Below are 23,362 nucleotides of genomic sequence, written 5' to 3'. Positions count from 1 at the left end.
ACCCTCCTAACCCAACAAACTATTAGAACACACCTTTAATGAATTTTAAGATGCCCACTGGATACGGAGAGGGCTATATGGTGATCTCCAGATCCATGAGTCCCTTCTATCCTTTTCCGATCAGAAGTTTCATTTTCCAATGGGAAATCACAATCGATATGTCCGCTGCCCACTTTTCCTTTTAACTTGAATCCAGCATCTGTTGGTAGGTCTAATTCGGCTGATCCGGAACTTATCTCAACATCAATGTCTCCAGTCAGTTCATCCATCTGAACGTCTAATTTACCTGAAGATAAATCGGCAGCCAATGCCCCCGTATAATTCATGATTTTTACATTCCCGGAACTGATATTGAATGTTCCTTCGTCTGTTTTCAGATTATTTACATCTACATTCCCTGATGATGCATCATGGGTGAACTTCCTTGCATGAATATTTTTCAGCTTGAGGTTTCCAGAATTAATATCGACCTTTAAGGATGTCAATTTCATTTGGTCTGATGGACCATAAAAAGTTAAATTACCTGATCCATTTTGCAGTTCAAGTTCTTGATCGTAATCCTCAGGGATGTGTATGGTCAGCTTGGTTCGATCGAATCCAAACCAGCTGAACCACCCTTTTCTCGCTTTTACATGGATGTCATCACCGCGGCGATTGAGATCTACATCGCCTTTACCATTCAACTCTATTCTCAGATCGTTTCGTTTTTCAGGAATGATCTCCGTATTCATACCGGATACATCAATGTTGATCCGATCTGCATCTTTTACCCCTTCAGAAAGATCCTTGCTATTTCCAAATAAAGACCAGGTTGGTTTCGCTTCAGAAAAGAGGAGATATCCCCCGATCAGAATGATTAATATTGCAAAAAACATTTTCATAATGGTTACCCACTTTCGCTTTACTTTATTTACTTCGTTGTATTCAGATTAGGATACTTTCAGAATTGGAACAACGCACTCAAGCATGATTTAAAATTAAGGCTTGAGACGTAGAAAAAAGGAGCCGTTCTGCTAAAACGACTCCTTTGTCTCATTCATCCTTTGTATTTGAAATGTACGACTGCTGAATAGATATGTTTTCCATTGGAGGGGTCGATGTTCACCTGGTGAGAAACATGATGGACCCGAAGTAATAAGGCCTGGTTTTGTTCCACTTTTTCTTGAACTGCCGCTTCTAGTTTTGAAAGATCACCTGCTTCGAAAAACTCTATTTTATCCTCAATAAAATCAAGATGAAGCTTCATTCTTTCACACTCCTAAAATTCACTTTGTTTACAGGGGATTTTATCCAAATCCTCCTATGCTGAATAAGATTTTACCATGAAGGGACTGCACATGGATAGACGAAACCTGCCAACTCGCGGTTTTACCCGGTTTGCAATATTGCCAGATTCTCTCGATTATGATATGTTGTATCCATATTAAAATTAAATCATACTATATTGATAGGAATAATAAATTTTAAAATTTAGGAGTGTGGACAGGGTGGGTAGAGAGTTTATCGATCTCTTTAACCAATGGGCAGAATCTTATGATGAGACTGTTTCAAGTAAAGATAATGAATATCATGAGGTTTTTGAACAATATGAAGAAATCCTTGAACGAGTCGCTAGCAAATCTTCTGGGACCGTTCTTGAGTTCGGTGTAGGAACGGGTAATTTGACGAACGTCTTGATCACTAACAAATTGGATGTGGTGGGGGTAGAGCCGTCACCTGTCATGCGGGAGAAAACGTTAGAACGATTTCCAGACTTAAAAGTCGTCGATGGTGATTTTCTATCTTTTCCTGAGCCCGAAGAAAACATTGACACCATTGTAAGTACGTATGCGTTCCATCATTTGACAGACGATGAAAAAGCACATGCTATTCGTAATTATGGAAACCTTCTTGGTAACAATGGTAAAATTGTATTTGCAGATACTGTGTTTGAACATGAAGAAGCGAGAAAAGAAATTCATGATCGAGTAAAGAGCCAGGGTTACAAAAACTTGCTTCATGATCTACAGACGGAATACTACACTACAATCGGTGTTCTATCAGAAATTTTTCAAAATAATGGCTTTGAAGTTAGCTTTGAACGACTGAATAGGTATGTGTGGTTGATTCATGCAGTAAAAAAAGATTTGTAAAGGAATGTGAATATGAAAGTCGCTATTATTGGAGCAATGGACGAAGAAGTCATTTTAATGCAAGAATTGATTGAGGATTGTAAAACAGAAACGATCGCAGGGTGTATCTTCTATACAGGGAAACTATACGATCAAGATGTCATTTTGCTGAAATCAGGGATCGGTAAAGTGAACGCAGCGATTGCAACAACGTTATTGAATCAATTATATAAACCTGATTATGTGATCAACACGGGCTCTGCAGGGGGATTCAATCCTGACTTGAATGTGGGGGACGTGGTCATTTCAACGGAAATACGACACCATGACGTAGACGTTACGGCTTTCGGTTATGAGTACGGTCAAGTACCGCAATTGCCTGCTTTTTATATGCCTGATCCATTGCTGGTGGAAATTGCAGAAGAAAGTGCAAAGGACGTCACTGACATGCAGATCGTCAAAGGGTTGATTGCATCGGGTGATTCATTCATGAACGATGCATCACGGGTAAAAGACATCCGTGGAAAGTTCCCTGAATTATTTGCAGCCGAAATGGAGGCTGCGGCAATCGCCCAGGTTTGTCATCAATTCAAAATCCCGTTTGTCGTGATTCGTTCTTTATCGGATATCGCGGGTAAAGATGCACCGATGTCATTCGATCAATTTTTGAAAGTAGCGGCGAAAAATTCCGCAGATTTAATTCTGAAAATGGTAAAGGAGCTGAAGAAACATGGCTAAAAAAATGAATGTGGAAAGTTTCAATCTCGATCATACGAAAGTTCGTGCACCGTATGTCCGTCTCGTAGGGGTTACGAAAGGTCAACATGGCGACGAGATTTCAAAGTATGATATCCGTTTCAAACAACCGAACAAAGCACATATGGATATGCCAGGACTTCATTCCCTTGAACATTTGATGGCGGAAAATATCCGTAACCATCATGATCGCGTCATTGATATCGGACCGATGGGTTGTCAGACTGGGTTCTACCTTTCTGTATTGAATCATTCGGATCAAGAGGAAATCATGGACGTTCTGGAGAAGACGTTGAACGATGTCCTCAATGCAGATGAAGTTCCAGCTTGTAATGAAGTGCAATGCGGCTGGGCTGCCAACCACAGCCTTGAGGGTGCGAAGGTAATCGCCACGGAAATGCTTGAAAAACGAAGCGAATGGAAAGATGTATTTGGAGAGGAATAACATGCATGAGGTATTTTAAAAACGTTCAAGAGCTGATTGGTCATACACCACTGGTGGAGATCGCCAACTTTGATCTTCCCAATGGTGTACGGCTTTTCGCTAAACTTGAGTTTTACAATCCAGGTGGAAGCATCAAAGATCGACTTGGAAAAGAACTACTTGAGGAAGCTTTCATCAACGGAAAACTCAAGGCTGGCGGGACGGTGATCGAGCCTACTGCCGGAAATACTGGTATCGGCCTTGCCTTAGCGGCGGTGAACAAGGGAATCGAAGTGGTCTTCGTCGTTCCTGAAAAGTTCAGTGTTGAAAAACAGGAATTGATGCGGGCGTTAGGTGCAAAGATTGTCAATACCGAAAATGAAAAGGGGATGCGTGGTGCTATAGAAAAGGCGAAGGAGCTTGAGAAAGAAATCGAGAATGCCTATTATCCTGCTCAATTTGCAAATCCCGTAAATCCGAATACGTATTATAAAACACTGGGACCTGAGATCTGGGAAGCGCTTGATGGAAACGTCGACGTATTCTTAGCTGGAGCAGGAACTGGTGGTACTTTCATGGGCACTGCCCGCTATTTGAAAGAACAACGCAAAGACATCAAAACGGTCATTGTTGAACCAGAAGGATCGATCTTGAACGGAGGAGAGCCGGGGCCACACAAGTCTGAAGGAATCGGCATGGAATTCCTCCCGGAGTATATGGATACAGGTTATTTCGATGCAATCCATACAATTGAAGATGTGGATGCTTTTAACCGGGTGAAAGAATTAGCCTTGAAGGAAGGACTACTTGTCGGCAGTTCATCAGGAGCAGTTTTACATGCAGCATTGATCGAAGCTCAACAAGCAAAGCCCGGCAGCCATATCGTCACGGTCTTTCCAGACAGCAGTGAGCGTTACTTAAGTAAAAAGATCTACCAGGGAGGCATATAAATGAAGCCGAAAACGAAAATGATCCATGCTGGTATTTTCGGTGACGAGCATACAGGTGCCGTTTCTACTCCGATTTATCAGGTAAGTACGTATAAACAGGAAAGTGTCGGTAACTTCAAAGGATACGAGTATTCTCGTACAGGAAATCCGACACGTTTTGCACTAGAAGAATTGATCAAGGATTTAGAAGAAGGGGAAGCTGGATTCGCATTCGGTTCAGGAATGGCCGCCATTAATTCGATCATGATGATGTTCAATACTGGAGACCATGTTGTTTTTACCGATGACGTCTATGGAGGGACATATCGTCTAGTTTCGAAGGTGTTGAACCGACTAGGTTTGGAATCGACATTCGTAGACACGAGCAACCTTGAAAATATTGAAGCGGTGATAAAAGACAATACGAAAGCTGTATATGTTGAAACGCCTACAAATCCCCTGTTGAAAGTGACCGATATCGCAGGAGCTTCTAAGATTGCGAAAAAGCATGACCTGTTACTGATTGTCGATAATACATTCAACACTCCATATTGGCAGGTACCAATCAATCATGGAGCAGATATCGTTTTGCACAGTGCTACGAAATATATCGGAGGACATAGTGATGTAGTCGCAGGTCTAGCTGTAGTTAATTCAAAAGAATTAGCTGATGAACTGCACTTCATCCAAAACTCAGCTGGAGCAGTACTCGGACCACAGGATTCATGGCTGTTGATTCGAGGGATCAAAACACTTGGCCTCCGAATGGAAGCGACTGAGAGCAATACGAAGAAAATTGCGGAATTCCTTGAGAAGCACCCTGCTGTGGAAAAAATCTTTTATCCTGGATTGGAATCACACCCAGGTCATGAGCTGTCGAAGCGCCAGGCAGGCGGTTTCGGTGGTATGATCTCGTTTGATGTTGGAAGCCAGGAAAGAGCTGATCAGGTCTTGAGCAAAACGAGGTTCTTCACACTTGCGGAAAGTCTTGGAGCGGTTGAGAGCTTGATTTCTGCTCCTGCACGTATGACACATGCTTCCATTCCGAAAGACCGACGTGATGAACTAGGAATCACCGATGGGTTGTTACGGATATCAGTTGGAATTGAAGACGCAGAAGACTTGATTGAAGACCTTGAACAAGCGTTGGAAAGCTGAGCGCTTTAATACAGTTCAGTTGAAAGAGAAGGGTCCGCTAACGGCAAAGGGAATCTATGCCGGCGGGCTTTTTGCCTTTATAAGTAGCAATAGACCAAGCTAGTGCCGAAAGCCATGTCTGGTAACTTCAGGAATTGTCAGATAATCTCTTACTCTACTATCTGAATCATGTTACGATGATACCAGTAAAGGGGTGGGAGTATTGTCAAAGGAAATGGTCAAAGACACCAAAGATAAAATTGCAGATTTCAAACGTTTCAGCTTTGTACTCCTATCGTTGAGTGCATTTCTGTATATCGGGAGTATCGTCCCGTTTGATGGGAAAGAAACAGCAGATCAACTCGTGCTGTTGAGTACAAGCTATGTCTCAATTGCAATCGCATTGTTCTTTTATCGGAAAATCTCATTATGGAAAAAACAACTTAAAGAAGAATCATAGATACGGAAAGGACTGCGACAGTCCTTTCTTTTTTGTTGTTTTTGTAGTTTTAGGAGACCTTTTTGTCGTTAATGGCTTCATTTTTGTCGTTTATTTCAAATTTTTGAACAAAATCCTGAATTTTTGTAGTTATTGGCACTGCCGGCGGTTTTTTCGTAATGCGAACGCCGAAAAGAAGATGAAAATCATTAAAATAGCAGGATTTCATACTTGAAAAGCTAAACTAAAGAGGTAAATACGTAAAAAGGAGACGCATCCGGCTATGTTTTTCACTCAGTATCTTTTCCAGAATGACAATCCTTTTAAGACGACAATCCGTAATTACACTGATTCTGACTTCGAAGAGCTAATAGAGATTCAAAAGGAATGCTTTCCACCACCGTTCCCTTCTGATCTTTGGTGGACGAAGGAGCAGCTCGAAAACCATGTTCGACTTTTTCCACAAGGCGCGATTTGTGCAGAAGTGGACCGTGAGCTAGCTGGTTCGATCACGACACTGATCGTAAATAATCACGGAGAAGATCATACCTGGGAAGAAATCACTGATAACGGATCCATCGGTACACACGACCCTGAAGGAAATGCATTATATGTTGTCGATATCAGTGTCCGCCCCAGGTATCGGAAAACAGGTTTAGGAAAATTACTCATGCAATCACTCTATCATCTTGTTGTTGAATTAAAGCTTGAATCCGTACTTGGAGGAAGTCGTATGCCTGGTTTTGATAAAGTGAAAGATCAAATGGATCCACAAGATTATTTAGATCGGGTCATCCGGGGCGAATCCGAAGACCCTGTCGTATCGTTTTTGATGAAAGCTGGTCGTACACCTGTAAAGCTTATGCCAAATTATTTGGACGATCCTGAATCGGGGAATTATGGGGTGTTGATGCAGTGGAAAAACCCATTTTTTTAATAAATCAAATAAATTTTAAAAAAGAGGTTTACTTTTTATAACGAAGTGGATATAATTTACTCTGCAGGTTAAAAATTACCAAAGGAGGTCGAGCAAAATGATTTTATACGTAACTGGAATAGTAGCTCAATTGAATAGTCAAATCGTTCGACCGGTGAAACAAGCGTAATTTAACCGTTACTCAAACACGTTAATGACGCCACAGGTCGACGACTGCCTGTGGCTTTTCTATGCCTTTAGACGGGAGAAGAATGTCTAAATGTCATTGCGCCACAGGGAGTTATTCCTGTGGTGTTTTTTAATGGAGTAAATGAAAGGAGGCTGAATGGAATGTTGTATGAAAAAGTAGAAAGAAATTATTGGCTCAAGTGGGGTGTGACCCTGAAGTAAATCATAGAAAGGAGGGAATCCGCTATGATGCCGATCCATTTATTTTTATTGACGATCGTACAAAAAACATTGAAATTTGAAATGACATATGAAGAAATCAACAAAAAGAAGCATAATGAAGATTTGTATGAGCAAATGCGTGAGAAAGCATTCTATTACATTTCCATGATGTGAAAAAATAAGGAGGTTGAAGACAATGATAAGAGGCAAGGTTTTTCTTGATTGGATAGTTACGGAGAAAGATACGACCTGAAAGGAATTTCGCAAGGATAGGAGGGATACGGTATGATGCCATTTCAATTATTCATTTTAACGATCATTAAAAAAGTACGGAATCATGAGACTGATACACATATGATCGAACACAATGCACGCGTCCAGTCTTTGATGGATGCTGCCCATGATAAATCAGCACAATACATGGATATGATGTAGAACTAAAAAAAGCAAGCGGGGATCGCCACCGCTTGCTTTTTTAATATGAATGAGCGAACAAGTCGTACTCTTTATCAGAATTAATCATTACTATAGTCACGCTTTCCCTGTTATTTTTAAAACATTTGTAGCAGAGGGATTTGTTGAATGAAGTCGAATGAATTATTATCAGAAAATTATGAACAATAAGGGTGTTTTAAAACTTAAGGTTACAGTCTTTCCCAGATTAGTGAAGGTACAAATCAACGTAGGTGTTTAAAAAAGGAGTGTGAAGCAATGGAACAGAAAATCGAAAAGAATTATGAGGAATCGTATTCAGTGACTGCACCAACCACCACCAGATCAAAATTGAAGTTGATAGGTCCCGGTATTGTAGTTGCTGCTACTGGTGTAGGAGCAGGCGATTTTGTTATGGCAACGATTGCAGGCGCTAATTTCGGTTTGACGTTATTATGGGTTATCATTGCTGGGGCCTTGATTAAATTCTTCCTGACAGAAGGAATCGGGCGTTGGTATTTAGCTTCAGGAAAAACGATTTTAGAAGGATGGCACTCATTAGGATGGTGGGCAACCACTTATTTAGGAATCTATACCATAATATTTGGAATCATATACGGAGCTGCAATAACAGGTACATTTGCGCTAATCATGACGGCTATGTTTCCTGGTACACCTTTTTCACTTTGGGCCATTAGTTCAGGTGTAGCTGGTTTCCTATTGGTATGGTTTGGAAGGTACCGGTTATTAGAACGTTTCATGATGGTGTTGATCGGAATCATGTTCATTACAATCATCGGATCTGCGATTATTATTATCGCTAATTCCGGCAGTGTTGACTATAGTATAGCTCCTTCAATACCAGAAGGATCATTTTTTCAAATTTTAGGGATTTTAGGCGGGGTAGGTGGCTCTATTACTATTACAAGTTACTCATATTGGCTTAATGCTAAAGGGTGGAGAGGCAAACAATGGGTACCTACTATGAAAATTGATTCAACAGTTGCATATACGATTACAGGGTTGTTCGCCATAGCCATGATGATCATTGCTGCAGAATTATTGTTTGGATCAGGGACAACGATTAATGGGAATGAGGGTCTTGTAGGCCTTGCAGACTCTTATGAGGAGAGGTTTGGAAGTGTTGCACGCTGGGCCTTATTAATAGGTGTATGGGGAGCTGTTTTCACCTCCATTCTTGGTCCCTGGCATGGTATATCATATTTATTTGCAGATTTTATAAGGGTATTAAGAAAAAAAGGAAAGAAATCCTCACTCACAAATGATTCGATTACAGAAAAAGATCCCGCATACCGCGCTTATCTTATATGGATTACATTCCCGCCAATGTTGTTGCTGTTATTTGACCAACCAGTAGCCATTGTGCTTATGTATGGAGTACTGGGATCGATTTTTATGCCTGTCCTTGCTGCCGTTCTACTGTATTTGTTAAATTCGAAACAAGTTAACCATATCTATCAAAATAGTAAAGTTGGTAATACCATTTTTGGACTGATTATTTTATTGTATGTTTACTTAGGCGGAAGTGAGCTTTATAACATGTTCTTTGGATAAATTTCACCAGTCCCAATAAAAAATCTTCTGGTATGATTATGAGGAGGAACAATGAAATATCTAGCTGCAGTCTTACCGATGAAAGATCAGGAAAAAAGTGCTCAATATCGTCCACAACATTTGGAGTATCTTGAAGAACAAATGAAGAAAGGGAGGATTTTTGCAAAAGGGCGTTTTTCAGATGGAACAGGTGGGTTGGTTATATACATGGCTCCATCACTGGAAGAAGTGATGAAGATAGCAGAAAATGATCCATATGTTCTCAAAGGAGCAAGAGAATTAGAGATGCATGAATGGGAAATGGATAGTCCTTTTAATCATGAATAATGGTATGAAAGACTTTTGTAATTGGAAAGAATGCAAAACCATAATCACCTGACTGAAAAATATGGAAGCTGCATTTACACGCTTAATAAGAATAAGGATGTGTATAAAGATAAGAAGGAGCTGCTGGCCTCCTTCTTATCTTTTTTGCAAAGAATGAAAAGTGTAGTTCTGTTATGGGAGGGCGCTTACGAAATGCTGTTGTGCTGTCACCATGAGAAAGTCTCGGAAAGGCTTGCTAAAATATAGTTATGTTCCATCCAATTGTTCTTTTAACCTTTTAGTAAATCCCCACCGCATCAAATCCAGATTGAACTGCTGCCTCTTCATCACTATCCTCACCATAAATATCTGTTGCCGATTGAACGACGGCTGTACGTGCGTCGCTAAATTGAGAAGTTGGTGTTAAATAAACGGTCAGTGCACGATAGAATATTTTTCCTAGTTTTTCCCTGCCAATTTCTTGACCGATCAAGTATGCGGCATGGTTCGTAATAGAGGAGTTAACATGAACACCACCATTATCAACAGAACGTGGCATGTCATAATACTCATCCATATGGGCCGGATAGACTCCGCTTCCATACGCCGCTCTTTGCTCATTGCTGACTACAACACTGTTCGGATCACTTAAGCTGCGCAATCTCGTTTCACCATCAGCTATAGCAGCCGGCGCCATAATATCCTCACCGATTTCCCAATCACTATCATCGACGAGTGCACCAAAGATGTCAGCAAACGATTCGTTCAGTGCGCCGGATTGAAAACGGTACTGCAAATTTGCCGAATGAGAGATGACACCATGAGTCATTTCGTGAGCTGCAACATCAAGACCAGCTGAAAGTGAAATAAAGAATTCACCGTCACCATCTCCATATGTCATATAAGCTCCATTCCAAAATGCGTTGTTATAATTGTTGCCAAAGTGAACTTTAGAGATGATTGACATTCCTTCACCATCAAGGGAATTGCGGTCATGCTCATTCAGGTAATACTTATATACCTCTTCGGAATTATAATGTGCATCAACGGCAGCTCGATCATAATCGTCGATGAAGGCAGCATCATTCCCACTAAAGAGTTTATCATTACTGGAACTCCAGTCATTTTTTGCATCATAGGTAACAATACCTCCGAGATTTGCATGAGAGTAATCCGCTAATGCAAACTGAGTCCCGGATTTCTCTTCTCTTTGTTGGGAAATGTGTAATTCTCTGTGATCGCCGTGGACTCCTAATCCGAATCCCTTTTGAGTTTTCATTTCATCAGCATGCATCAAGCCATTATACTGATCGATGACTTTCCCAGTATTTGCATCCACATACACAAACCAGTTACCAGGCTTGTCTCCCATGAAGTTGATATTCGCTTTATAAGCTGTGAAATTTTCCCCTTCGAAAGGATATACAACAAGATCAACAGTCGGTTCGTATGTAAACTCTTCAGGAGCATCTATAGAGGATTGAGCAACTTGAAGGGCCTCTTCTTCACTAACAGAAGGTGTCGTATCCACTGCATCATCGACAACAGTCTGATTAACCCTTCCGTTTACGGCTACCACTTCATTATCCTTATTAAAATGAACAATGATTTCATACCCTTCTATTGGAACTCCATTTTTCGTCTGGTTAAAACGAACGTGAGTCATGCCCAATTCGTCTTTTTGGACATTTTTTACCTTCAAATTTTTATCCGGGCTATTGATTCCGGTTTTACCTTCATTTTTCTTGAGATAATTTAATGCATTGGAAGAGTTGCTGGCTGAGAATTTCTCTGCAAACCGCTCCTTCACGAAGACAGGAACATTAGCCTTTTCATTCCATTCCTTTTGAGCTTGTACACTACTTACCAAACTCGAATCATCATACTTCGCAAACACACTGTTCATTTGGATAGAACCCAACAATAATGCTGAAGACAGGGCAACAGGAACAATAATCTTTTTTTTCAATATTTCGACCTCCTAAATAAATTGGATGGATTAAATTATAAATTAAAAAAAGAAACAACTCTACAAATTATTGGAAAATTAGCAAAATTTCCCTAATTAATTATCCCATTATAGGAAAAATGTCCCGCAAAAGAACAAAATTTCTGAATGCACAAAGTGTCATATCGTCGAGAAAACTATATGAAAATATGAGAATCTCAAACGTTTGTTATTACATGAAAGGACAGGCAGGTTAGGAATACACGTTTAAAAATTTCGTAAAATAGATTAATAACCAAAAAGGAGGAAAACGATGAATACATTTCTTATCTTCGTGAACATCGCGGTTTTATTATTGCTTATGTTTGGTTTGTTCTTCATGCAAAAGAAGCAGGTCTCATTTTCGAAACGCGTATTCACAGGATTAGGTCTAGGAATTATTTTCGGTTATATCATTCACGTAATCTATGGAACTGGGCATGAAGTTACAGTTGGATCAATTGACTGGTTCAGCATTGTCGGCAGCGGTTATGTAAAACTTCTGCAGATGATTGTAATGCCGCTGATCTTCATTTCAATTGTCGGAGCGTTTACGAAATTGAAATTGACTAAGAATATCGGGAAAATCAGTTTCCTTGTCATTGGATTACTTCTTGGGACGACTGCTATTTCGGCAGCAATTGGAATTGGTTCCGCATTAGGATTTGGTCTCGATGGCGTAGAGTTGACTGCTGGTGAAGCAGAGAACGCTCGGAATGAGCAATTACAGGGACGGGTCGGAACTGTAGAAAATATGACGCTTCCTCAACAAATCCTTGAGTTGATTCCAAGCAATCCATTTCTAGACTTAACAGGTGCCCGAGCAACCTCTACAATCGCAGTCGTATTTTTTGCTGCAATTGTCGGGCTTGGCTACCTTGGAGTAAAACGTAAAGATCCGGAGCATGCTGAATTTTTTGCGAAGATCATCGACAGTCTATACAGTGTCATCATGAGAGTGGTAACGTTGATTCTCCGTCTGACACCATATGGTATCCTGGCGATCATTGCAAAAGTTGCTGCTACAAGTAATTATGATGCGATCATGCAATTAGGCACGTTTGTTGTGGCTTCTTATGTGGCATTGATTTTGGTGTTTATCATGCATTTACTGTTGTTATCATTCGCAAAACTAAACCCTGTGAATTATGTGAAAAAAGGGTTGCCGACTTTAACGTTTGCCTTTACGTCACGTACAAGTGCTGGAACACTGCCGATGACAATCAAGTCACAAACAAAGGATTTTGGTGTTTCGGATGGGATTGCAAACTTTGCAGGTTCCTTTGGACTTTCAATAGGACAGAATGGATGTGCTGGTGTTTATCCGGCAATGTTAGCCGTCATGGTAGCCCCAGCCGTGGGTATTGACCCTCTCAGTCCATCATTCATCATCTCTCTGATTTTAGTAGTGGCAATCAGTTCATTTGGCGTTGCAGGTGTCGGGGGAGGAGCAACCTTTGCAGCTCTCATCGTACTATCGGTCATGGATCTTCCGATTGCGATCGTCGGGCTGCTAATCTCAGTTGAACCTCTAATTGACATGGGCCGTACAGCGGTAAACGTCAGTGGAGCAATGACATCTGGAATCCTGACAAGCAAAGCCACAGGAGAATTCGAAAACGAAGTGTATCAGCAGAAAAATGTTGTAGAAGTGTAAATTAAAGTGGTGTCAAGTACCATTCGTGTATGAGTGATACATTTCTTCTGATTTCCTTAAAAGATTAAGTTGATCATTATCTAAAAGACCTTATTTGGATTACACCAGATAAGGTCTTAAGTTTGAACAAGGAAGATTTTTAATATAATAAAAATGTTTGTATACACGTTTAGACGTGGGTCGTTGTCGTACTGTCGTTTAACCATAAAAAATAAAAAGAGGCAGTGATAAGGGGGATCACTACCTGGCGAAAAAGTGAATTAAATAATGTGTTGCTTTAAAGCATAATAGTATTAAAGGAAAAAGTAAATAATACGAAAGTAGTATGCTTGATTAGAAAATTAAGTTAACAGCAATTTCATTTAAAGCAGCTATATAATCTGCTGAAAATAATATGAATATTCTTGCTTCTACAGGTATCAGCATTACAGGTGTTTTTGGTATTTTTCCGGATCGCTTATTTATTCGTTTAAATAAGAAAATGAATAAAAGTGGTACAGACACAACCAAGCCCAGCGTTACATAGGATGAAGTATGTGTGATAGCTGCCTATGGAGGTGAGGATGTGTCAAGCATCATCGCAGCACTGGCTTATTTTTTCAAAGAAGTCATGTTCTTCGTATCTTATGTGAAGAACAATGCGTTTCCACAACCATTGTCACCGAAAGAAGAAACCAGATACTTGAAAGAAATGGCGGAAGGGAATGAAGAAGCCCGGAATCGCTTGATTGAACATAATTTGAGACTCGTCGCACATATTTGCAAGAAATTCGAAAATACTGGAGAAGACACAGAGGATTTGATCTCCATCGGTACCATAGGTTTGATCAAAGCGATCGAGAGTTACTCAAGGGGGAAAGGGACGAAACTCGCGACTTATGCTGCCCGTTGTATAGAAAATGAAATCCTCATGCATTTGAGGGCGATTAAAAAGACGAAGAAGGACGTCTCCTTACATGACCCGATCGGAACGGATAAAGAGGGAAATGAAATCACACTGATCGATGTCCTCAAAGCCGATCTTGATGACATTGTCGATACCATTCAATTGAAGATGGAAAAGAAACAGATCTACGAACATATCCATATCCTCGATGATCGTGAAAAGGAAGTCATTATCGGCCGTTTTGGACTCGATCTAGAAAAAGAACGGACTCAACGAGAGATTGCAAAAGACCTGGGAATCTCAAGAAGCTATGTCTCTCGGATCGAAAAGCGTGCTCTGATGAAATTGTTTCATGAATTCTACAGACAAAGGAACGACAAGGAAAAAGGGTGAAAGCAACAGCTCTGGTGAACGATGCCAGGGCTGTTTTTTTATAAGTACAGGTAATATTGTCAAATGGATTAAATAAAGTTGCATTTAAATAATAACAACTAACTTATAAATTTATGTTACCATTTAATCTAACAAAATGGACGGGAGTGGTCATGATGTCAAAAGGGCTCGAGGGTAAGCATATCGTACTTACAGGATCAAGAAAGACTGAAGAAATGAGTACTTTAGTAGAAAAACAGGGAGGAATCCCCATAGTAAGGCCTGCTCAAGGTACAGTATTTTTGGATGAGAAAGAGGTAGCACCAGAGATAATACGAATCGTGGATGAAGGTGTTGATTGGATCGTTTTTACAACGGGGATAGGGACAGAAACACTTTTTAAAAGTGCTCGAAATTTGGGTGTATATGAACGTTTTCTTACTACAATCCAAAATTCAAATGTAGCTTCCAGGGGATATAAAACACGTTCAGTATTGAAAAAATTAGGAATTGAGCCGATCGCTATTGATGATGACGGAACAACCCAGGGACTTATCCGTAACCTTGAGGAATTTGATTTTAATGGTCAGAGAGTGATGATTCAGCTCCATGGTGATTCTGCACCAAATCTTATTCGATTTTTAGAGGGAAGAGGAGCTGTCTACTCGCAAATTCTCCCTTATAAACATCTGACCCCTGATCCTCAAGTTTTAAAAAGTTTGTGTGATGAAATCTCTAGTGGAAAAGTAGATGCGGTATGCTTCACAACAGCACTGCAGGTCCGTTTTCTTTTTGACTATGCACGAGATACTCAGTATTTATCTCAAATCAAAAATATGTTCAAAGACAAAGTGATGGCTGCAGCCGTGGGTAAAATAACAGCAGAAGCATTGCATGAAGAAGGGATAGAAAACATACTCCAACCTGAAAAACAGCGGATGGGTGCAATGATCATGAAATTGTCCCGATATTATTTAGAGAATGAAAGAAATACTGATCCTTATTAAAAAAGTAAGTTCTCTCTTTTTGAAAGATGATCGAATATTGAAAATCCAGTGCCCTCACTGTTTTTCTATACGCTATACCTCTTCTGTTTCAATGATTCTATTTTTGAAAGCGTTTACCATTCTAATCCTCCCATGACGGGCAATACTACACAGCTCTTGCGGTATTATGTGTTAATTTCCCTCATATTGATTACCTCAATAGTCTCTCTTCCGGTGCGAAAAAGGATAACTCCATTTTAATGAAAGTAATAACCGGGGACTCCAAAATGAAAGTCTGGCTGTATATTTGTCCCAAAATGCCAGCAATATGATTGTCATTACCGTGACTTGAGGAGAGAACAAAACATAATCAAATACCCCGGTTAACAGGATGACAGGCAACGAAAGTAAGAAAGCGTCCAGGTATTTGTTTTTTTGTTCAGTGAAGTAAAGATAAAGTACCTTATATACATTGATGATAACCACGATCAGAAAAGCCATTCCACCTAAAGTTCCGAACTCTGTGAACATAGCTAGAACCATGTTATGGGCGTGGGGGATTTTTTCATTGAAATGATATGAATATTCTTCTTTGAAACCTAAGGAAGTCATTCCGAATAAAGACTGTTCCTTCCAAAGATAGAATGAATTTTTCCATATACCCATTCTCGTTTCTATCGATTGTAAAATATGCTCATTCCTTGGCATCCATTGCAATAGCCAATTTACATTCATGCTCATGATTAAGATTAAAATGAAAGTGAATCCTTTCTTCAATCTGAATAAGAACAGGATGAAGATGACTACCATGGTTGAAAAGCCAGCCTTTGATCCCGTTAAAAGAATGGCATGGATGAATATCCAAGTAATGACTATTTGAGATCCTGCCAGAAAATAAGCCCCTTTTTTCAAGTTATTCAAGCATTCAGCAAGCAGAAAGGCTAAGCCTAACAGCAGTATAGTGACTGAAAAGTTTGGGTTGTAAGCAGCTCCAATCAATCGTTTGTAATCCTGCAGACTGGCATCACCAACTAAAACTGTGCCATAGATATAGTTCTGTAGACTAGGGAAGATCAATCTCCCTTGAAAAGGATACAAGCAGTAAAAATAAACACCTCCGAATATCATGATCCACTTGTATGTTGTAAACGTCTTCTTGACGCCTTCCTTCGTAATTTTCATATAAATACCGAAATAAGCCAGGATTAAAGAAGATACAAGAAAGTACGATTGGTCGTCCATTACGATCGAGGCACCAATGGATGAAACGAACAAACACCCAAACAAGAATAGACCAGTGGTCAGCCTCGCGAATTTTCCATACCTCCAGGTTTGATGCAATTCCCAGATTCCAATGATCAAAAGCATGATTACACCGATCGGCGGTAAAATGAAACAGAGCAATAGGCCAATTTCCAAGAGATATTTCTTAATGAATTGTTGAGCAGTTATATTCATAAGTAACCTCTTTAAGAATTGATTTAAAAATAATGTATCATACAGAATCTTGAATTTTTGATTTTTTACATTAATAAAATGAAATCTTTACGGTTGATCATTCGTTTAGTATGCCCCCAGTAGGTGGTTGGATTTAAAGGGGAAAGTCAGAACCCAGGCAAAGATGTGATGAAGGGATTTTTTATCTTATTAATCAAACACGTTATATGTTGCCTCTTCAAGGGTATGAAGGGAAGATAGAGAGGAGGCTAGAGGGGTGTTACAATCTAAACTGTTTCGCGCACTCATATGGATACTATTATTGTTCATCATTGTTTGGATCGGGACGGAAATATCCTTTCTATTCAAACCGATCGGAATCCTGATCACAACTTTATTCTTTCCAATTGTCGTTTCAGGTGTTTTTTTCTATTTATTCCGTCCAGTGGTCAAGTGGATACGGAAGTTGAAGATCCCTAAAATGTTGGCGATTTTGATCGTCTATCTTGCTTTTGCAGGGGTTGCCACAGGTGTTTTCTGGACATTTGGACCTGTTCTACAAGAGCAAATGAAAGGGTTAGTGGACGGTGCTCCTGAATTAGCAGAAGACTTCAAGGGAAAAATGGAGGATTGGAAACAACATCCTGCAGTATCTCGATTATTAGGCAGTGAAATGGTCAAAGAGGGGAATCTTACAGAACGGATATCCGGCTCTATTGGAAATATATCTTCTTCTATAAGCAGTCATATTCTTTCATTCTTGAATATACTGACGAACATCATCATCGTGATCATCCTGCTTCCGTTTATCCTTTTCTATATGCTTAAGGATGGAGAGAAGCTTCCAGGCTCCATTCTTCGTTTTTTACCTGAGAAACACCGTGAGGAGGGATTACGGATTCTAAAGGACATGGATGAAGCGTTGAGCGGCTTCATTCAAGGTCAATTGATCGTAAGTGTCTTTATCGGGACCTTCGTGTATATCTGGTATCTTATTATCGGTTTGGATTATGCTTTGATCCTTGCGTTGATTGCACTGGTATTGAATGTTGTGCCATTCATCGGCCCGATCATCGGAACTGCACCAGGCGTGATCGTTGGGTTGATCCAATCTCCTATGACGGCTTTATATGTCATCCTTGGTGTCATTGTCATCCAGCAGATTGAAAGTAACCTGATATCGCCACAAGTGATGGGGAAACGATTAGATGTCCACCCATTGACGATCATCTTGCTATTACTTGTCGCAAGCGCGATAGGCGGTATTTTAGGTTTGATCCTCGCTATTCCGACTTATGCTGTAGCAAAGGTCATCGTCATCCATACGAAACGACTAATCAAGCTTTATGGGAATAGTACATGAACCAATAATGGGGATGACCGGCTTGGTCACCCCCATTTTCATGTTTTCTTCTATTTCACTGTAGATATAAAACAAGCTTCATCTATTCTTATTGTTAAAAATCAATCAAATCCATCAACGCTTCTTTCGTAATCAGATTATTCCATGAAATTTCAGGGAAAGAGGCGAGCCAATCATTTCCTGTCATTTTCCCGGTAATGATCATCATACCGAAAAACACGATGATGATTGAGGAAATGATTACAATACCTTCAAAAAGATCTTTATTATTTTTCATTTTTTATCTCTCCTATTATCCTTTGTATGGATGGGCAAACTATTTTTCCAACACAAAATCACTCTTGTCTGATTTAAAAACAGAAAGAGCCAGTGGTTATGATCCAATTTCTTGGAAACTAAACAGTTTTTTAGGAGAGATAATTCGAGTGGTACATGACTGCATAAATGAAACTGATGGCATCAGATATGCGATGAGATCCACTTGTGAAGTCGTAAGGAACACATTCTAAAGGTTCTTCAACAAACAAGGACTGAAGGTTGGAGAGTGATTTAGAAGAACCTTTCGGATTGGTGGTAGGCGATGATAGGGTGACACTTTCTGCCGACACAAGATATCCGTAAGTCGAGATGACCTTTTCCTCATCAGGTTCCAGTGTCAGTTGATCGATTTGTTGAATAGGTGTGATGAAGGCTGATGAAATTGAAAGAACAAGTAATAACCCTAAAATAAACATTCTTCTCATGTTGAACGCCTCCCCTACAACCCCATATTACAATAAAACCTTCAAAATGAATATCATTAAAAAATTCACAAAAATCCCAACCATCCTTTGACGATAGCTGGGATTGCATTTCACGTCTTCAACTGATTTTCTTTAAATCTTCATACATGATGCATTCTTTCTCTTGAGGTGAGAGCAATGTAACAGCCAAGATTACCAATAAGGACACAGGAAGCCCGATGAAAACGGGATGTAGTCCAAACGGATGTCCGGCAATCTGCCAGATTACAGCTACGATCAATCCTGACCACATCGATATGATGCCTGCTGTTTTAGTGGTCCGTTTCCAAAACAATCCAAACAGCACGGGAGCCAGCAACCCTGATACGAGCATAGCTGATCCTGTGATCCATAAAGTGATCAATTGTGGAATATAGAGTGCTAATAAAAGAGCTACGCCGGATACAACTGCAACCGATAAGCGACTGTATAGCAGCATTTTCCGATTATCGATATCGCCCATCCTCGGTTTGATAATATCGTTGACGATTGAGGATGAAGCTGCGACAAAGAAAGAGTCTGCACAGGATATTACAGTAGCTAACAGGGCGAGCAACATCACGATCACCATTGGAAACGGAAGTACTGCACCAATTACCTCATAATAGATCAGTGCGGGATCAATATCTGTCATCAATAATCCGAATTTCGTGAAAACGCCAATTGCGACCACAATTGCAGCAGTGAGAAACCCAAGTACGATGGCTGCCCAATAGCCTGATTGTGCAGTCTTTATATCCTTAGCAGCCCAAAAACGCTGCCAGAGATCTTGCCTGATAAATTGATAAGCGCCGATCGTCAACATATAGACCAAAAACTCGGAAGTGGAGATATTGAAAATACTCAACATATTACCGTTTTCGGTATTCGTTGCCCTTGCTGAAATACTGTTCCAATCACCCATCGTAAACAAAATCACAGCAAAAAGAATGAATATCCCTACCGTTTGGATCGTCCCGTGGATAGCATCTTGCCAAATGACGGACTTCAGCCCACCGAAATAGGTTTTCAAAGTTAAAAGAACCCAGCTGATCAAGATTCCGACCGTCATGCTCATTCCAATCGTCAAATTCAAAATCGTAGCGATCGAAACGAATTGCATTCCTGTTATGGCACAATAAGCGACCATTATACAGATGACTGTGGGTATTCTTGCACCTTCTCCATAACGAAGAGCGGTAAAGTCACCGAGTGTGACCATATTGTATTTTTCACCAAGTAATCGGATCCGCTTCAATAAAAATATCGCCATTACAATCGACGTCAAGGTAAAGCCTATAGCCAGCCACTGCTGTCCCATGCCAAAGCGGTAGCCATTGGTCATATATCCAAGTAAAATCGAGCCGCCAATCGCTGTTCCGACAAAAGTGAGGATAAGGGGGACAAGAGAGACCGAGCGGCTTGCTACATTGTAATCATCATACGTTTTGATCCTTCGATTGATAAATAGAGATAAACCAAATAAAAAGAGAAAGTAGACGGCCACCACCGATATAAGAATCAATTGCTGCTGTTCACTAAACATCACATTCTCCTTTCCAGAACTTCATAATGAGTAGATTCGTGAATCATTTTTCCTTCAAGAAATGTTTTTTCAACCTTGATATCTTTCAATTTTTCTACATCTACATGCATTGGATCTCCTGAAGTGACTATAAGATCGGCTTTTGCTTTTGGCTTGATGACTCCGATCGTTTCCTCTTCAAATGAACTGTAGGCTGCATCAGTCGTATAAGCTTTTAATGCATCCCATACGGATATGTTTTGTGATTCATCAAGCACCTGTCCGCTGGATGATTTTCTTGTCACTGCTCCGTAAATACCCATCCATGGATTTACATCTGTAACTGGCGAATCCGAATTTCCTGGAGCGATAATTCCGAATTCCTTGAAAGATTTATGAGGTAAAAGATCCTTCATCCGTTCTTTTCCTAACTTATTTAAATAATTATCTCCGATATGGAAGAGAAATCCGATAGATGAAGCAGCAATCAATTCAAGCTCTTTCATACGTGAAAGGTGATTCCGGGTTGGTAAGGCACAATGCTCGATTCGGTTCCGCATACCAGCGACTTCATTCGTTTCATTGATCTTTTCAAATGCACTGAGAGCGACTTCAATCGCTCGATCTCCAATAGCATGAATGGCAATTCGTAAGCCTGATTCAATCCCTTTCTTCATTAATGGGAATATTTCGTCGGTGTCGTTATAGAGAATGCCGGTTTCCTGCGTTCCTAAGAATGGTTCAGTAACGGCTGCAGTCTTGCCGCCGACACTACCATCCAACATGAATTTCAACCCCTGGATTTTCAACATGTCGTTTCCAAAACCACTTCTTAATCCCACTTTAAGCACTTCCTCCATCGATCCATCAAAGCCATTCTGATCGATGGCCCAAATCCATGGCCGAACCCTCACTTTGAGCGCATCCTTTTGTAATAGATACTGGTAAAGTTGGAGATCTGATGTTTGAGTTGCCATGTCATGAACCGTTGTAATCCCTAATTGTGCGAAATACTCTTGGGCAAGTTCCATCCCTCTGATCATGTCCGCCAGCTCATACTTTGGATCAGCCAGCAACCCTTGAGCTTTTTCTTGCAATAAGCCAGTCAATCTCCCATTCTCGTCCCGTTCGATGTTACCACCAGTTGGATTGGGTGTATCTTCAGTTATTCCGCTCAATTCCAGAGCTTTTGTATTAACTACCGCCATGTGTGCACATGATCTTTTTAATAAAACAGGGTAATCAGGTGCGATTTCATCTAGTTCCCAACGAGTCGGATTTCGTTTTTCAGCAAGTTTGCTATCATCCCATCCCCAGCCTTTAATCCATTCACCTTTTGGGGTTTTGGCTGCTTGAGCGTCAACTTTCTGTAAAAGATGGGGGATGGATGGAGTGGTAGTTGGCTTGCAATCCACTTCTAATAAAGTCAATCCAAAAATGGAAGGGTGAATATGACTCTCGATGAAACCAGGCATTAACGTTTTACCGTCTAAGTCAATGACTTCAGTATCTTCATTTAAGAAGGACAAAGCACCAGGATGATCCCCCACGTATTGTATGACTCCATTTTTCACTGTTACAGCATCAGCTGAAGGGAAGGCGTCATCCATCGTAATCACCTTACCATTTAAGAAAATCATATCTGCATTTTCCAAAAAAACGCTGCCTCCTTAGTTCTTTTCTATGTATTGCAGTTAATAATAAAAGCCAGAAATATGAACAGCACAGGTAAATAGACATACTTACCCCCTGTACATATAACTGGCTTAAGCATCTAATGGATCGCTCTACTTTTGTATCAGTAAAGTCGGATTAGATGGTCAGTTATTCTACCATATAGTATTTGAATATATTAATAACCTATCAAGTATGAGGAACAAGGTCAATATAATTATTTGATAATTCAAACAAAATAGATAATTAGTGACCATTGTATCATAGACGAAATTCGTAATACAATAGGTGATAAGTGATGAGATTGGATTAAGGAGGAATTTATGAATATATTGTGGGATTTTGATGGAACGCTTGTGGATAGCTATCGTCTTTTTGTGAAGCTGTTCAAACAAGTTCTTGGGGATGACACCACGGAAGAAGAAATCTTAAGTCATATAAAAGTTTCGTTCACTCATGCATTTGAGTATTATGGATTTTCAGAAAAGTTGAAAGAGGAATTCCGAGCACTGGAGGATGAACTGGAACCTTCTGAATTTATCCCATTCGAATATTTGGAGAAAGTATTAGAGATTGCGGACCATAATTTCATTGTCACCCACAACTCGAAGAAAGTTGTAAAAAGTGTAATGGATCACCACGGGTTAACAGGGTATTTCACGAAAATCATTGGCTACGAGGATGAATTTCCGAGGAAACCAGACCCTGCAGCCTATAAATACATACTGAGAGATTATTCAATTGATCTCGTCGTCGGAGATAGAGAATTGGATTTGCTTCCTGCAAAAGAGCTTGGAATCGCCACATGCAGCTTCCAAAATGATGCGATTGAAGGAATGGATTATTACGTACATACTTACGAAGAACTTTATGCCATTATAAAAAAGAACGTCTTTTAAAAATTCCAAGAGGAAAAGGATAGGAAAAGAAGGTTAATCAGCGTGGGTTTGTGGAAATATACATAATACAATGGCAAAAGAGGGGTGAGGTTGAACGTATGGAAATCATTTTCAATGTATCCTTGATCCTGATGCTGGTCTACTTCATGTATGCATGTGCATTTGATTAAAAAACAGACACCCCGAGTGTCTGTTTTTTAAGTGGTGCTCCCAGCATGAGCACACACTCTGGAGTTCGAGGACCAACGTTGAAGATTGTTGTTGCCGTTAATGGAAAGGTGCGATTCTGGATACAGTATGGAGTCAGTGGCCACCAGGTTTGGACAGCGTAACACTTTTTTCTTGTTTTCTGTCCGAAGTTGTCCCGAGTTCGGACAGC

General features: G+C 40.1%; 24 protein-coding genes. 16 read left to right on the top strand and 8 right to left on the bottom strand.

Annotation, left to right across the window (positions count from 1 at the left end; translation table 11 throughout):
* Window positions 1–35: 35 nt before the first annotated feature.
* The gene (locus N8M93_RS02945) at window positions 36–881 is read right to left on the bottom strand and encodes a DUF4097 domain-containing protein (protein WP_261129601.1); all 846 of its coding nucleotides are present in this window, start codon (window positions 879–881) and stop codon (window positions 36–38) included.
* 155 nt (window positions 882–1,036) lie between these two features.
* On the bottom strand, window positions 1,037–1,246 hold the full coding sequence (locus tag N8M93_RS02940; protein ID WP_261129600.1) for a YrzA family protein: 210 nt from the start codon (window positions 1,244–1,246) through the stop codon (window positions 1,037–1,039).
* A 241-nt stretch (window positions 1,247–1,487) separates the two neighbouring features.
* On the opposite strand from N8M93_RS02940, the gene N8M93_RS02935 reads away from it, so the two are divergent.
* The 11 genes from N8M93_RS02935 (at window position 1,488) to N8M93_RS02885 (ending at window position 9,457) form a co-directional block, all read left to right on the top strand.
* Complete coding sequence (locus N8M93_RS02935; protein ID WP_261129599.1) at window positions 1,488–2,132, top strand: class I SAM-dependent methyltransferase; 645 nt, start codon at window positions 1,488–1,490, stop codon at window positions 2,130–2,132.
* A 12-nt stretch (window positions 2,133–2,144) separates the two neighbouring features.
* Window positions 2,145–2,849, top strand: coding sequence for a 5'-methylthioadenosine/S-adenosylhomocysteine nucleosidase (gene mtnN / locus N8M93_RS02930; RefSeq protein WP_261129598.1), 705 nt, complete (start codon window positions 2,145–2,147; stop codon window positions 2,847–2,849).
* Window positions 2,842–3,312, top strand: a complete 471-nt coding sequence (locus tag N8M93_RS02925) for an S-ribosylhomocysteine lyase (RefSeq protein ID WP_261129597.1) — start codon at window positions 2,842–2,844, stop codon at window positions 3,310–3,312. Before mtnN ends, N8M93_RS02925 begins: the two co-directional genes overlap by 8 nt.
* A 5-nt stretch (window positions 3,313–3,317) precedes the next feature.
* On the top strand, window positions 3,318–4,241 hold the full coding sequence (locus tag N8M93_RS02920) for a PLP-dependent cysteine synthase family protein (protein ID WP_261129596.1): 924 nt from the start codon (window positions 3,318–3,320) through the stop codon (window positions 4,239–4,241).
* Window positions 4,242–5,378, top strand: a complete 1,137-nt coding sequence (locus N8M93_RS02915; RefSeq protein ID WP_261129595.1) for a bifunctional cystathionine gamma-lyase/homocysteine desulfhydrase — start codon at window positions 4,242–4,244, stop codon at window positions 5,376–5,378.
* A 202-nt stretch (window positions 5,379–5,580) separates the two neighbouring features.
* Window positions 5,581–5,817: a YrhC family protein gene (locus tag N8M93_RS02910; protein WP_261129594.1), complete on the top strand. Its 237-nt coding sequence runs from the start codon at window positions 5,581–5,583 to the stop codon at window positions 5,815–5,817.
* A 262-nt stretch (window positions 5,818–6,079) separates the two neighbouring features.
* Window positions 6,080–6,733, top strand: a complete 654-nt coding sequence (locus N8M93_RS02905) for a GNAT family N-acetyltransferase (RefSeq protein ID WP_261129593.1) — start codon at window positions 6,080–6,082, stop codon at window positions 6,731–6,733.
* A gap of 414 nt (window positions 6,734–7,147) precedes the next feature.
* On the top strand, window positions 7,148–7,297 hold the full coding sequence (locus tag N8M93_RS02900; RefSeq protein WP_261129592.1) for a YrzI family small protein: 150 nt from the start codon (window positions 7,148–7,150) through the stop codon (window positions 7,295–7,297).
* A 111-nt stretch (window positions 7,298–7,408) separates the two neighbouring features.
* A complete protein-coding gene (locus tag N8M93_RS02895) occupies window positions 7,409–7,558 on the top strand; it encodes a hypothetical protein (protein WP_261129591.1) in 150 nt (49 codons plus the stop codon).
* Window positions 7,559–7,834: 276 nt separating this feature from the next.
* Window positions 7,835–9,130: an Nramp family divalent metal transporter gene (locus N8M93_RS02890; protein WP_261129590.1), complete on the top strand. Its 1,296-nt coding sequence runs from the start codon at window positions 7,835–7,837 to the stop codon at window positions 9,128–9,130.
* Between the two features lie 51 nt (window positions 9,131–9,181).
* On the top strand, window positions 9,182–9,457 hold the full coding sequence (locus N8M93_RS02885; protein ID WP_261129589.1) for a YciI family protein: 276 nt from the start codon (window positions 9,182–9,184) through the stop codon (window positions 9,455–9,457).
* Window positions 9,458–9,734: 277 nt separating this feature from the next.
* Here N8M93_RS02885 and N8M93_RS02880 read toward each other — a convergent pair whose 3' ends face one another.
* Entirely contained in the window at window positions 9,735–11,405 is a 1,671-nt protein-coding gene (locus tag N8M93_RS02880; RefSeq protein WP_261129588.1) for a M4 family metallopeptidase, read from the bottom strand.
* 292 nt (window positions 11,406–11,697) lie between these two features.
* Here N8M93_RS02880 and N8M93_RS02875 point away from each other — a divergent pair, with 292 nt between their 5' ends.
* The 3 genes from N8M93_RS02875 (at window position 11,698) to N8M93_RS02865 (ending at window position 15,345) form a co-directional block, all read left to right on the top strand.
* Window positions 11,698–13,080, top strand: a complete 1,383-nt coding sequence (locus N8M93_RS02875; protein WP_261129587.1) for an L-cystine transporter — start codon at window positions 11,698–11,700, stop codon at window positions 13,078–13,080.
* A gap of 565 nt (window positions 13,081–13,645) precedes the next feature.
* Complete coding sequence (gene sigK / locus N8M93_RS02870) at window positions 13,646–14,359, top strand: RNA polymerase sporulation sigma factor SigK (protein ID WP_261129586.1); 714 nt, start codon at window positions 13,646–13,648, stop codon at window positions 14,357–14,359.
* 155 nt (window positions 14,360–14,514) lie between these two features.
* Entirely contained in the window at window positions 14,515–15,345 is an 831-nt protein-coding gene (locus N8M93_RS02865; RefSeq protein WP_261129585.1) for a uroporphyrinogen-III synthase, read from the top strand.
* Window positions 15,346–15,540: 195 nt separating this feature from the next.
* Here the strand turns inward: N8M93_RS02865 and N8M93_RS02860 are convergent, their stop codons facing one another.
* A complete protein-coding gene (locus N8M93_RS02860) occupies window positions 15,541–16,782 on the bottom strand; it encodes an O-antigen ligase (RefSeq protein WP_261129584.1) in 1,242 nt (413 codons plus the stop codon).
* A gap of 256 nt (window positions 16,783–17,038) precedes the next feature.
* Here N8M93_RS02860 and N8M93_RS02855 point away from each other — a divergent pair, with 256 nt between their 5' ends.
* Window positions 17,039–18,124 carry an AI-2E family transporter gene (locus tag N8M93_RS02855; RefSeq protein ID WP_261129583.1) on the top strand — a complete coding sequence of 362 codons (1,086 nt, stop codon included), beginning with the start codon at window positions 17,039–17,041 and terminating at the stop codon, window positions 18,122–18,124.
* 94 nt (window positions 18,125–18,218) lie between these two features.
* Here N8M93_RS02855 and N8M93_RS02850 read toward each other — a convergent pair whose 3' ends face one another.
* The 4 genes from N8M93_RS02850 to N8M93_RS02835 form a co-directional block, all read right to left on the bottom strand.
* A complete protein-coding gene (locus N8M93_RS02850; RefSeq protein WP_261129582.1) occupies window positions 18,219–18,401 on the bottom strand; it encodes a hypothetical protein in 183 nt (60 codons plus the stop codon).
* A gap of 130 nt (window positions 18,402–18,531) precedes the next feature.
* Window positions 18,532–18,867 carry a hypothetical protein gene (locus N8M93_RS02845; protein WP_261129581.1) on the bottom strand — a complete coding sequence of 112 codons (336 nt, stop codon included), beginning with the start codon at window positions 18,865–18,867 and terminating at the stop codon, window positions 18,532–18,534.
* A 118-nt stretch (window positions 18,868–18,985) separates the two neighbouring features.
* Window positions 18,986–20,431 (bottom strand): sodium:solute symporter, encoded by a 1,446-nt coding sequence (locus N8M93_RS02840; protein WP_261129580.1) that lies wholly within the window; start codon window positions 20,429–20,431, stop codon window positions 18,986–18,988.
* Window positions 20,431–22,065: an amidohydrolase gene (locus tag N8M93_RS02835; RefSeq protein WP_261129579.1), complete on the bottom strand. Its 1,635-nt coding sequence runs from the start codon at window positions 22,063–22,065 to the stop codon at window positions 20,431–20,433. The genes N8M93_RS02840 and N8M93_RS02835 overlap by 1 nt, the downstream gene beginning before the upstream one ends.
* A gap of 342 nt (window positions 22,066–22,407) precedes the next feature.
* Here N8M93_RS02835 and N8M93_RS02830 point away from each other — a divergent pair, with 342 nt between their 5' ends.
* Window positions 22,408–22,983 carry an HAD-IA family hydrolase gene (locus N8M93_RS02830; RefSeq protein ID WP_261129578.1) on the top strand — a complete coding sequence of 192 codons (576 nt, stop codon included), beginning with the start codon at window positions 22,408–22,410 and terminating at the stop codon, window positions 22,981–22,983.
* Window positions 22,984–23,362 lie beyond the last annotated feature (379 nt).

It is taken from the genome of Bacillus sp. Marseille-Q3570, from assembly GCF_946151055.1.
Lineage (GTDB): Bacteria > Bacillota > Bacilli > Bacillales > Fictibacillaceae > Pseudalkalibacillus.
The sequence above is the reverse complement of the archived record's forward strand: the minus strand, read 5'-3'. Positions and strand labels throughout refer to the sequence as shown.

Excerpts from the sequence above, each read along its gene's own strand:
- N8M93_RS02945 (WP_261129601.1), bottom strand. The coding sequence starts at position 881 with ATGAAAATGTTTTTTGCAATATTAATCATTCTGATCGGGGGATATCTC.
- N8M93_RS02940 (WP_261129600.1), bottom strand. The coding sequence starts at position 1,246 with ATGAAGCTTCATCTTGATTTTATTGAGGATAAAATAGAGTTTTTCGAA.
- mtnN (WP_261129598.1), top strand. The coding sequence starts at position 2,145 with ATGAAAGTCGCTATTATTGGAGCAATGGACGAAGAAGTCATTTTAATG.
- N8M93_RS02925 (WP_261129597.1), top strand. The coding sequence starts at position 2,842 with ATGGCTAAAAAAATGAATGTGGAAAGTTTCAATCTCGATCATACGAAA.
- N8M93_RS02920 (WP_261129596.1), top strand. The coding sequence starts at position 3,318 with ATGAGGTATTTTAAAAACGTTCAAGAGCTGATTGGTCATACACCACTG.
- N8M93_RS02915 (WP_261129595.1), top strand. The coding sequence starts at position 4,242 with ATGAAGCCGAAAACGAAAATGATCCATGCTGGTATTTTCGGTGACGAG.
- N8M93_RS02905 (WP_261129593.1), top strand. The coding sequence starts at position 6,080 with ATGTTTTTCACTCAGTATCTTTTCCAGAATGACAATCCTTTTAAGACG.
- N8M93_RS02900 (WP_261129592.1), top strand. The coding sequence starts at position 7,148 with ATGATGCCGATCCATTTATTTTTATTGACGATCGTACAAAAAACATTG.
- N8M93_RS02895 (WP_261129591.1), top strand. The coding sequence starts at position 7,409 with ATGATGCCATTTCAATTATTCATTTTAACGATCATTAAAAAAGTACGG.
- N8M93_RS02890 (WP_261129590.1), top strand. The coding sequence starts at position 7,835 with ATGGAACAGAAAATCGAAAAGAATTATGAGGAATCGTATTCAGTGACT.
- N8M93_RS02885 (WP_261129589.1), top strand. The coding sequence starts at position 9,182 with ATGAAATATCTAGCTGCAGTCTTACCGATGAAAGATCAGGAAAAAAGT.
- N8M93_RS02875 (WP_261129587.1), top strand. The coding sequence starts at position 11,698 with ATGAATACATTTCTTATCTTCGTGAACATCGCGGTTTTATTATTGCTT.
- N8M93_RS02865 (WP_261129585.1), top strand. The coding sequence starts at position 14,515 with ATGTCAAAAGGGCTCGAGGGTAAGCATATCGTACTTACAGGATCAAGA.
- N8M93_RS02860 (WP_261129584.1), bottom strand. The coding sequence starts at position 16,782 with ATGAATATAACTGCTCAACAATTCATTAAGAAATATCTCTTGGAAATT.
- N8M93_RS02850 (WP_261129582.1), bottom strand. The coding sequence starts at position 18,401 with ATGAAAAATAATAAAGATCTTTTTGAAGGTATTGTAATCATTTCCTCA.
- N8M93_RS02845 (WP_261129581.1), bottom strand. The coding sequence starts at position 18,867 with ATGAGAAGAATGTTTATTTTAGGGTTATTACTTGTTCTTTCAATTTCA.
- N8M93_RS02840 (WP_261129580.1), bottom strand. The coding sequence starts at position 20,431 with ATGTTTAGTGAACAGCAGCAATTGATTCTTATATCGGTGGTGGCCGTC.
- N8M93_RS02830 (WP_261129578.1), top strand. The coding sequence starts at position 22,408 with ATGAATATATTGTGGGATTTTGATGGAACGCTTGTGGATAGCTATCGT.